The organism is Parapedobacter sp. (genome assembly GCF_053550995.1).
In genome coordinates this window covers 51,697-60,181 of record NZ_JBMQOC010000006.1, presented here as the reverse complement: position 1 = coordinate 60,181, position 8,485 = coordinate 51,697, and the positions used below count along the sequence as shown (strand labels likewise).

The window sequence follows — 8,485 nt, the reverse complement described above, 5'->3', positions numbered from 1 at the left end:
CGTGGGCGCCCGCCTCCTTGTCCGCAACGGTGAAATCATCCCCGCCGATGCCATACTCTTGGATGGGACGGCCGATATCGACTTCAGCTTCGTCACGGGTGAGTCCGATCCGGTGCGGAAAGCGCTGGGCGAAATCATCTATGCCGGGGGGCGGCAACTGGGTGGGGCCATCGAGCTGAAAGTGGTGAAAGTGGTGTCGCAAAGCTACCTCACCCAGCTGTGGAACAACGAAGCGTTCAAGCCTTATGAACGGAAATTCCGCACGTTCAGCAACGTCGTGAGCCGGTATTTTACCTTTGCATTGCTCACGGTGGCGGCTTTGGCCATGGGCTATTGGTTTTTCCAGGGTAATGCCCCCAAAGCGTGGGGTGCATTTACCGCTGTACTCATTATCGGATGTCCGTGTGCACTGGCACTAAGTGGTCCATTTACGCTGTCGGCTGCCTTGGGCATTTTCGACCGGAACCACTTCTATGTAAAGAATACTGCCGCCATAGAGCAGCTGGCAGCGATTGATTGCCTCGTGTTCGATAAAACGGGCACGATCTCCTCGCCACACGCAGCACGTATGCATTTTTATGGCGAACTGGCACCAGACGAGCTGGCTATGGTGGCGGCGGTGGCGCAGAACTCCAGCCATCCCCTTAGCCGCGAGTTGGTTAATTGGGCCGGACAGGTTGCACCAATGGGGGTAAGAGGTTTCCGGGAGGTAACCGGCAAAGGGATTGAAGGTATGGTAGCAGGCCATGGCGTTCGCGTGGGCAGCGCTGCGTTCATCGGGATAATGGATGCTACCAATGATGTGGAGCGCGGTAGCCGCGCTTACGTGGCCATCGACGGTGAGGTGAAAGGCTGCTTGGTGGCCACACAGCCCTGGCGGCCGCAACTAGCCGCGGTAATCGATAGTTTGGCAAAAGGGTATGCGTTGAACCTCGTGTCAGGCGACCACGATAAAGACCGCGAGCAGTTGCGCACCCTGTTTCCCCGTGAGTCGGAATTACTGTTCGACCGCTTACCGATCGATAAGCTTGAGTATATCCGGTCGTGGCAGTCAAGGGGAAGCGCCGTGTGCATGTTTGGCGATGGGCTTAACGATGCCGGCGCATTGAAACAGGCCAACCTTGGAGTGGCTGTGAGTGATGACATCAACAATTTTTCACCGGGTTGCGATGCCGTATTGGATGGTCGTTCGTTCGCCATGCTACCACGTTTCTTCGCGTTCGCGAAAGATGTACGTAAGGTCATCCACATGAGTTTCGGCATCTCGCTGGTGTATAATGCCGTAGGCTTGGGCTTCGCGGTGACGGGCACCATGTCGCCCTTGTTTGCAGCTATCCTCATGCCGTTAAGTACCGTCACCATCATCGGGTTTACCACGGTGGCTACCCGTCTGTATGCAACTAAGAAACAATTAATCAATGACGTATCATGAGTGCTATTTTCTTTCTCATCGGTTGCAGTGTGTTCATCGCCCTGATTTTCTTGGCCGCTTTCTTTTGGGCCAACCAAACCGGACAGCACGACGATACCCATACGCCATCCATCAGGATGCTGTTTGATGATGAGGTGGAAGAAGGGGGGCCACCTACATGATTTTCACCAGCTCTTGCCACTCTTCCTCCAGCGTGCCGCTATGGCGTTGGCGCTTGGCCCGCCGGTACCAATAGTCGGCATTCCACAGGTCGCCTTCTTTACGGTGCAGATAGGCATGCACATGGGCAGATTGCAGATCGTCCAGATCGTTGACGAGATCATGGGCTTTTTCCCAATCGCCCTTGCCATCATACCACAAGGCCTCCAACTGCACGGTAAGGCCAATCGGCGGCACGTCGTGTTTCAATGAGTCTTTGAAGTCAAAAATATCCATAGTGATTATCCTACTCCAAAGGTAGTGATTTCATAGAGAAATAGTGACCACCATTACTTTTAAACCCGATACCCGTCATTCGACTGACACTGCGATGACAGTAATTTTACCGCCAGAAAAATACGTTCGTCCATGCAGTTAACTAAATTCAATTACGACAACAAGATTGTGCGGGATTTCGGTATCGCCACCATTGTGTGGGGGATTGTAGGCATGTCGGTAGGCCTGTTGGTCGCCGTGCAACTCGTGTGGCCCTTCATGAACTTCGACATGCAGTATACCACCTTCGGGCGGATACGGCCTCTGCACACCAATGCCGTGATCTTTCCCTTTGTGGGCAACGCCATTTTCATGGGAGCCTACTACTCTTTGCAACGATTGCTCAAGGCCCGGATGTACAGCGATTTCCTGAGCCGTGTGCATTTCTGGGGTTGGCAGCTGATCATCTTCGCCGCCGCCATCACTTTACCTTTGGGCCTCACCACCTCACATGAGTACGCCGAACTGGAATGGCCCATCGATGTCGGCCTCACCATCATCTGGGTAGCGTTTGGTATCAATATGTTCGGCACCATCATCAAGCGGCGCGAGCGGCACATGTATGTGGCCATTTGGTTCTATATCGCCACCTTCGTCACGGTGGCCGTCTTGCACATCGTCAATTCCGTTCAGCTGCCTGTTTCCATGTGGAAGAGCTATTACCTCTATGCCGGTGTGCAGGATGCCCTCGTGCAGTGGTGGTATGGGCATAACGCCGTGGCGTTTTTCCTCACCACGCCCTACCTGGGGTTGATGTACTACTTTCTCCCCAAAATGGCTAATAGGCCCATCTATTCGTATAAACTCAGTATCCTCCACTTCTGGTCGCTGATTTTCATTTATATCTGGGCAGGGCCACACCACCTGCTCTACACCTCCCTTCCCGAGTGGGTGCAGTCGCTCGGCGTAGCCTTTTCGATCATGCTCATCGCTCCCAGCTGGGGCGGTATGATCAACGGACTGCTCACCTTGCGTGGCGCATGGGATAAGGTGCGCACCGAACCGACACTGAAGTTTATGGTGGTGGCCCTCACCGCCTATGGTATGGCGACGTTCGAAGGGCCCATGCTGTCCCTGAAAAAGGTAAATGCCATCGCGCACTTCACCGATTGGATCGTGGCCCACGTGCACGTGGGCGCACTGGGATGGAACGGCTTCATGACTTTCGCCATCCTCTACTGGCTGATACCGCGCATCTATAAAACCGAACTGTACTCAAAAAAACTGGCATCGACGCACTTCTGGGTCGGCACCCTGGGTATCCTGTTCTATGCCATCCCGATGTATTGGGCGGCCGTGGTGCAGGGGCTAATGTGGAAGGAGTTCACGCCTGAAGGGGTGTTGAAATACCCCAACTTTTTGGCAACCACCCTCCAGATCATCCCCATGCACATGCTGCGGGCCATCGGAGGTGCCCTCTACCTATCGGGTGCCCTCATGATGACCTATAACTTGGTGAAGACGATGAAAAAAGGAAGGTTACTGGCCAACGAGCCGGCCGAGGCGCCCGAACTGACACCCGTGGTGGTTAACGAGCGCGCACCCCACCGCCGACTGGAGCGCAAACCCATCCTGTTTCTGGTGATTGCCCTCATTACTATCCTCATTGGCGGCATGGTGCAGATGATGCCCACCTTCATGATCTCTTCCAACGTACCTACCATTGCCAGCGTGCAGCCGTATACAGCATTGGAAATCCAGGGGCGCGATCTATATATCCGCGAAGGGTGCGTGAACTGCCACACGCAGACGGTACGCCCTTTCCGGTCAGAAACGGTACGTTATGGCGAGTATAGCAAGGCGGGCGAATTCGTCTACGACCACCCATTCCTTTGGGGATCGAAGCGTACAGGCCCCGATCTGCACCGCATCGGAAAAAAGTATCCGAACAAATGGCATTTCGACCACATGCTCGACCCCACCATTACCTCGCCGGGCAGCATCATGCCGCCCTACCCGTGGCTCATCGAGCAGACACTCGACGCGAGCACAACCAAGGCCAAGCTGAATGCCATGCGGCTATTGGGCGTGCCGTATACGGATGCGGATATCAATAATGCCGATGCCAATCTCGCGCAGCAAGCCGAAGTGATTGCGGCCGATCTCAATGCGCAGGGGGTGAGCGTACAGCCCGACCGCGAAATCGTGGCGCTCATTGCCTACCTGCAACGGCTGGGCACGGATATCAATAGCCCGGCAGCCACAGCAACGAACGACTGACACGATTAAATGAAGCAACGATGTTTAAGCAAATAACAGATTTGAGCGGCAATGAATGGTACCTCATTGCGTCGCTATGGATATTCCTCCTCTTTTTTATTACCGTAGGCATTCGCCTGTTCCGCATGCGGAAGGACGACGCAGACTACATGAAGGGCATCCCGATGGACGACGGGGAGTTGCCAGACCAAGATTCAACGAACTAGACACAGCGAACGATGAATACAATTGGAAACATCAACAGCGATATACTCACCATTGCACTCGTAGTGGTCATGGTCGTCATTCTGCTCGCGGCACTGATGGTGCTGCGTGCCGTGCGGGTAATGGTACGGGTTACCATGCCGCAGTTGCTTGCCGCGGAAGCGACCTCCAAAGCGGGAGCGAAGCAGGCCCGCCGCGCCAGTCGTCGGCAGTGGTGGAACAAGCTGATGGGCCTTCGGCCGATGGCCGAGGAAAAGGATTTGGTGATCGACCATGAGTATGATGGCATTACAGAACTGGACAACCCGGTGCCGGCTTGGTTCAACGGTATGTTTTATGCCAGCCTCGCTTTTGCCGTGGTGTACCTATGCGTATATCACGTGTTCGGCTGGGGCGCCACGCAAGACGAAGAATATACGCGGGAGATGGCACGTGCCGAACAGGCCCGGCAGGAATGGTTGTCGCAGGCGGCCAATAACATCGATGAGAACACCGTAACGCTGGATGCCAGTGCCGAGACAGTGGCCGCTGGGATGGCCATCTTTACCCAGAATTGTGCAGCCTGCCACGGCGGCATGGGCGAGGGTGGTATCGGCCCGAACCTTACGGACGACTACTGGCTCCATGGCGGCGGGGTGAAAGACGTATTCCGGGTAATCAAGTACGGCGTGCTTGATAAAGGGATGGTGCCCTGGGAACAGAGCCTAACACCGGCGCAGATTGCCGAAGTGGCCAACTACATCATGTCGATACGGCGTAGTAACCCGCCGAATGCCAAGGAACCACAAGGTGAAAAGGTAGAGCCGCAGGGGGATGTGGATGCGCCCGAACCGGAAACAGCACCGGTTGGTGAGTAAGCAGCAAGGATTAAAGATTAAGGATTAAAAGATGAACGATTCAAGGGCAAAAGGCAAACGGGGGATGGTGACGTCTCAATAAGCATAGCGAAAATCGGGAAAAGCAAATAGCAAACGGAAAAAAGGCAAATGGCAGAAAAGCAAACGAAACGTGCGTGGGTGTACGCAAAGAAGCCTGGAGGGAAATGGTTCAACCGCCGGCAGGGGGTGGGCTATGCGCTGCTGGCGTTTTTCATCGCTGCCCCGTTCGTCAAGATTGCAGGAGAACCCCTCTTGCTGTTCAATGTCATCGAACGGAAATTTGTCCTGTTCGGAAGCGTGTTTTGGCCGCAGGATCTGCACATTTTCGTGTTTGGGATGCTCATTGCTATGGTGTGCATCGTACTCTTCACCGCCGTATACGGACGCGTGTGGTGCGGATGGGCTTGTCCGCAGACCATCTTCATGGAGCTGGTATTCCGCCGGATCGAATTTCTGATCGAAGGCGATTGGCTGCAGCAGAAGAAGCTGGATAAGGCACCCAATACGATGGCCAAATATGCGAAGAAGGGGGTGAAACATACCATTTTCCTGCTGATTTCCTTCGGCATATCAAACCTTTTCCTGGCGTATATCATTGGTGTCGAAGGCCTTTGGAAGATCATGATCGATCCCATCAGCCAGCACCTCGGTGGTTTTGTTGCCATTGTGTTGTTTACACTTGCGTTTTACGGCGTGTTTGCCTACCTACGCGAAATCGTCTGTACGACGATATGCCCTTATGGACGGCTGCAGAGCGTATTGATGGACGATAAGAGCGTCACTATCGCATACGACCATCGCCGGGGTGAACCTCGTGGCCACCGGAAGAAAGGTGCGGAGCAATCCGTGGGCGATTGTGTTGACTGTAACCTGTGTGTGCAGGTGTGCCCCACGGGCATTGACATCCGCAATGGATTGCAGATGGAATGTGTCAGTTGTACGGCATGCATTGATGCTTGCGACGCCGTAATGGAAAAACTCGACCGGCCCAAGCAGTTGATCGGTTTCTATTCAGTTAGCGAAATCGAAGGCGATATGAAATCGAGTGGCAGCAACACGAAATCCAACGGCAACACGCGCGCCGTTGCCTATACGATGGTACTTATCGCACTGGTTGCCGTATTCGGCTGGCTCGTTTTCAGCCGTTCGCAAGTAGACGGAACATTGCTGCGCGCCAAGGGTAGCACGTATCAACTCCTAGATGATGGCACCGTGAGCAACCTCTACAGCTTGGAGCTGATCAACAAGACGAGTAGCGATATCCCGTTTTCATTGGAAGTACTCGGCGAAAACATGACCATACGGATGGTTAATCCACTCACGGTATTGAAAGCAGGCACAACAGCACAAATGACTTTGTTTCTTGTCAGTCCGCAACAGTCTGTCAAGACGTATAAAACGAACGTGAAAATCGGCGTGATGGCAGAGGGGAAGGCTGTGGAGACACTGAAGACGACATTTGTTGCGCCACCGAATTAATGAGACGATTGAAGGTTTATTGATTTGAAGATTTGTCGATGCACGTATTTTAACCAGCAAAAAGCAAGAAGCAAATCGCAAAAAGCAAACGGCAAAAAAGCAAAAACATGAACTGGGGAGTAAAAATAGTTATTGCATTAGCGCTTTTTATGGCGTTGATCATATCTTTTGGGATTTATATGGTGAGCACCGACACCGATTCGCTGGTGCACGAAGACTACTATGAGCGGGGATTGAATTACGATCGCTTGCGTAACGTCGATTCGTTGCAACAGGCTGTCGATTCCATTAGTGTTATTAGTCTTGCAAACCATAGGTGAACATGAGTTATCTCACACTTGCATTTTTCATGGGTCTTTTCGGCAGCCTTCATTGTGTGGCCATGTGCGGACCACTGGTATTGGCTTTCGCCACCGGTCATGGCAAACGGCCCTGGCGGACGCTTGCCGATACGGTACTTTACCAAGTGGGGCGTGTAGGAATGTATGGATTGTTCGGACTGGCCATGGGCGCCGTGGGCCATTTGTTTGAAATCAAAGGTTGGCAACAGGGCATCACGCTCATTACAGGGGGGCTGCTGGTCGGCGTGGGGTTATTTTCACTTTTCGGCCGGCACTCCAGCCGATGGGTTCGCTTGCAGCAACGTTTCGTCACGCCGTTGACGCGTTGGGTGGGCTATTGGCTTTACCGGCCGGGGGGGCACCTCATTGTAGGTATGCTCAACGGCCTATTGCCCTGCGGGATGGTCTATATGGTGCTGGCAGCCGCGCTGAGTGCCGATTCCATGCCGGGGAGCGGTTTGTTTATGCTGTCGTTCGGCCTGGGTACCTGGCCCGCCATGTTGGCTGTCGCGTTGATGGGCCACTTCGCTAAAACCCGTATCAAGTTTAACTTTGCGTTTTGGTTGCCCATTATTTCCATCATGATGGGGAGTTGGTTCCTATTGCGGGGGGCAAATCTCGACATTCCTTACCTGAGCCCCTTGATTTATCCAAAAGGGGCGATTATTTGCGGATAAGTCCTTCATTGGCCAAAAATACCCACCATTGGGTATTTTTCTGTTTACGACCGGCCCATAAATTTGCGTCATGGTTACATTAAACACCTACCCGATGAAAGTAAACGATTGGACGGCAGCGGCTATGAACATGGTAAAAGCCCTGCTGTTGGTTGCCGGCCTTTTCCTCTATGGCTGCGAAAAGAAAACCAATGGTCCTGATGATGGCCCAGACGGAGGCCCATCCGGCGCTGCGAAAGGGCTGTTCATCAGTTTCAAAACACCCGGTTGGAGTGAAAAAATAGATTGCAGCCATTTGAGTTTCCAGCCCAACAGCTGCAGCCCCCCGCCGAATAATTCGGTCTATTATGTCACGGCCACTTCCGCATCCACCAAAATGAGTTTCCAGATTTCCTATCCAGTAGACAGTTCGGCAGTTGCTGAACTGGTTGCTGACCAACGATTTCCCCTTCGGTTCAATGCCTGCGACGACAGTGAAGCCATGCAGGATGCCATTTCCTTCATGGTGGTCGTACCCCAGTCAAAAGGCGCCACCAACCGGTGGATGCCCGTGCCGGAGACGAACGAAGAAAGTTATGCCACACTCAAGTCGGTTACTTATGTAAAATCGGACAAATATTACGCCTATTACCGGATAACGGGCAGCTACACACAACTGTCGGCCCTAGCCGATGCCAACCGTGACCGCATATCCGACGACGATAAGGTAATCAGTGGTGATTTCCAGTTGATGGTATTGACGGATCGCGCGCCCTAAACGATGCTGTTTTTTGTGCAACT

The 8,485-nt window shown here is 53.3% G+C and carries 10 protein-coding genes; 9 read left to right on the top strand and 1 reads right to left on the bottom strand.

The window, feature by feature from the left end:
- Both ACO1NT_RS00805 and ccoS read left to right on the top strand, forming a co-directional pair.
- Positions 1-1,432: heavy metal translocating P-type ATPase (locus tag ACO1NT_RS00805; protein WP_449046423.1), on the top strand; the 1,432-nt coding region annotated here is incomplete at its 5' end.
- The gene (gene ccoS, locus ACO1NT_RS00800) at positions 1,429-1,593 is read left to right on the top strand and encodes a cbb3-type cytochrome oxidase assembly protein CcoS (RefSeq protein ID WP_449046422.1); all 165 of its coding nucleotides are present in this window, start codon (positions 1,429-1,431) and stop codon (positions 1,591-1,593) included. The genes ACO1NT_RS00805 and ccoS, both read left to right, overlap by 4 nt.
- On the opposite strand, the gene ACO1NT_RS00795 is transcribed toward ccoS, so the two are convergent.
- On the bottom strand, positions 1,586-1,867 hold the full coding sequence (locus tag ACO1NT_RS00795; protein WP_449046421.1) for a hypothetical protein: 282 nt from the start codon (positions 1,865-1,867) through the stop codon (positions 1,586-1,588). The genes ccoS and ACO1NT_RS00795 overlap by 8 nt on opposite strands.
- Positions 1,868-1,999: 132 nt before the next feature.
- On the opposite strand from ACO1NT_RS00795, the gene ccoN reads away from it, so the two are divergent.
- The 7 genes from ccoN (at position 2,000) to ACO1NT_RS00760 (ending at position 8,462) form a co-directional block, all read left to right on the top strand.
- A complete protein-coding gene (gene ccoN, locus ACO1NT_RS00790) occupies positions 2,000-4,126 on the top strand; it encodes a cytochrome-c oxidase, cbb3-type subunit I (RefSeq protein WP_449046420.1) in 2,127 nt (708 codons plus the stop codon).
- Between the two features lie 20 nt (positions 4,127-4,146).
- Positions 4,147-4,332, top strand: a complete 186-nt coding sequence (locus ACO1NT_RS00785) for a hypothetical protein (protein ID WP_449046419.1) — start codon at positions 4,147-4,149, stop codon at positions 4,330-4,332.
- Between the two features lie 12 nt (positions 4,333-4,344).
- Positions 4,345-5,187, top strand: a complete 843-nt coding sequence (locus tag ACO1NT_RS00780; protein ID WP_449046417.1) for a cbb3-type cytochrome c oxidase N-terminal domain-containing protein — start codon at positions 4,345-4,347, stop codon at positions 5,185-5,187.
- A gap of 129 nt (positions 5,188-5,316) precedes the next feature.
- On the top strand, positions 5,317-6,687 hold the full coding sequence (ccoG, locus tag ACO1NT_RS00775) for a cytochrome c oxidase accessory protein CcoG (protein ID WP_449046416.1): 1,371 nt from the start codon (positions 5,317-5,319) through the stop codon (positions 6,685-6,687).
- Between the two features lie 107 nt (positions 6,688-6,794).
- Positions 6,795-7,007: a FixH family protein gene (locus ACO1NT_RS00770; RefSeq protein ID WP_449046415.1), complete on the top strand. Its 213-nt coding sequence runs from the start codon at positions 6,795-6,797 to the stop codon at positions 7,005-7,007.
- Positions 7,008-7,009: 2 nt separating this feature from the next.
- A complete protein-coding gene (locus ACO1NT_RS00765) occupies positions 7,010-7,705 on the top strand; it encodes a sulfite exporter TauE/SafE family protein (RefSeq protein ID WP_449046414.1) in 696 nt (231 codons plus the stop codon).
- Between the two features lie 70 nt (positions 7,706-7,775).
- Positions 7,776-8,462 (top strand): hypothetical protein, encoded by a 687-nt coding sequence (locus ACO1NT_RS00760; protein WP_449046413.1) that lies wholly within the window; start codon positions 7,776-7,778, stop codon positions 8,460-8,462.
- The last annotated feature ends 23 nt before the right edge of the window (positions 8,463-8,485 follow it).

Coding starts and splice junctions, on each gene's coding strand:
- ACO1NT_RS00785 (WP_449046419.1), top strand. CDS start 4,147: ATGTTTAAGCAAATAACAGATTTGAGCGGCAATGAATGGTACCTCATT.
- ACO1NT_RS00780 (WP_449046417.1), top strand. CDS start 4,345: ATGAATACAATTGGAAACATCAACAGCGATATACTCACCATTGCACTC.
- ccoN (WP_449046420.1), top strand. CDS start 2,000: ATGCAGTTAACTAAATTCAATTACGACAACAAGATTGTGCGGGATTTC.
- ACO1NT_RS00760 (WP_449046413.1), top strand. CDS start 7,776: ATGGTTACATTAAACACCTACCCGATGAAAGTAAACGATTGGACGGCA.
- ccoS (WP_449046422.1), top strand. CDS start 1,429: ATGAGTGCTATTTTCTTTCTCATCGGTTGCAGTGTGTTCATCGCCCTG.
- ccoG (WP_449046416.1), top strand. CDS start 5,317: ATGGCAGAAAAGCAAACGAAACGTGCGTGGGTGTACGCAAAGAAGCCT.
- ACO1NT_RS00795 (WP_449046421.1), bottom strand. CDS start 1,867: ATGGATATTTTTGACTTCAAAGACTCATTGAAACACGACGTGCCGCCG.
- ACO1NT_RS00765 (WP_449046414.1), top strand. CDS start 7,010: ATGAGTTATCTCACACTTGCATTTTTCATGGGTCTTTTCGGCAGCCTT.
- ACO1NT_RS00770 (WP_449046415.1), top strand. CDS start 6,795: ATGAACTGGGGAGTAAAAATAGTTATTGCATTAGCGCTTTTTATGGCG.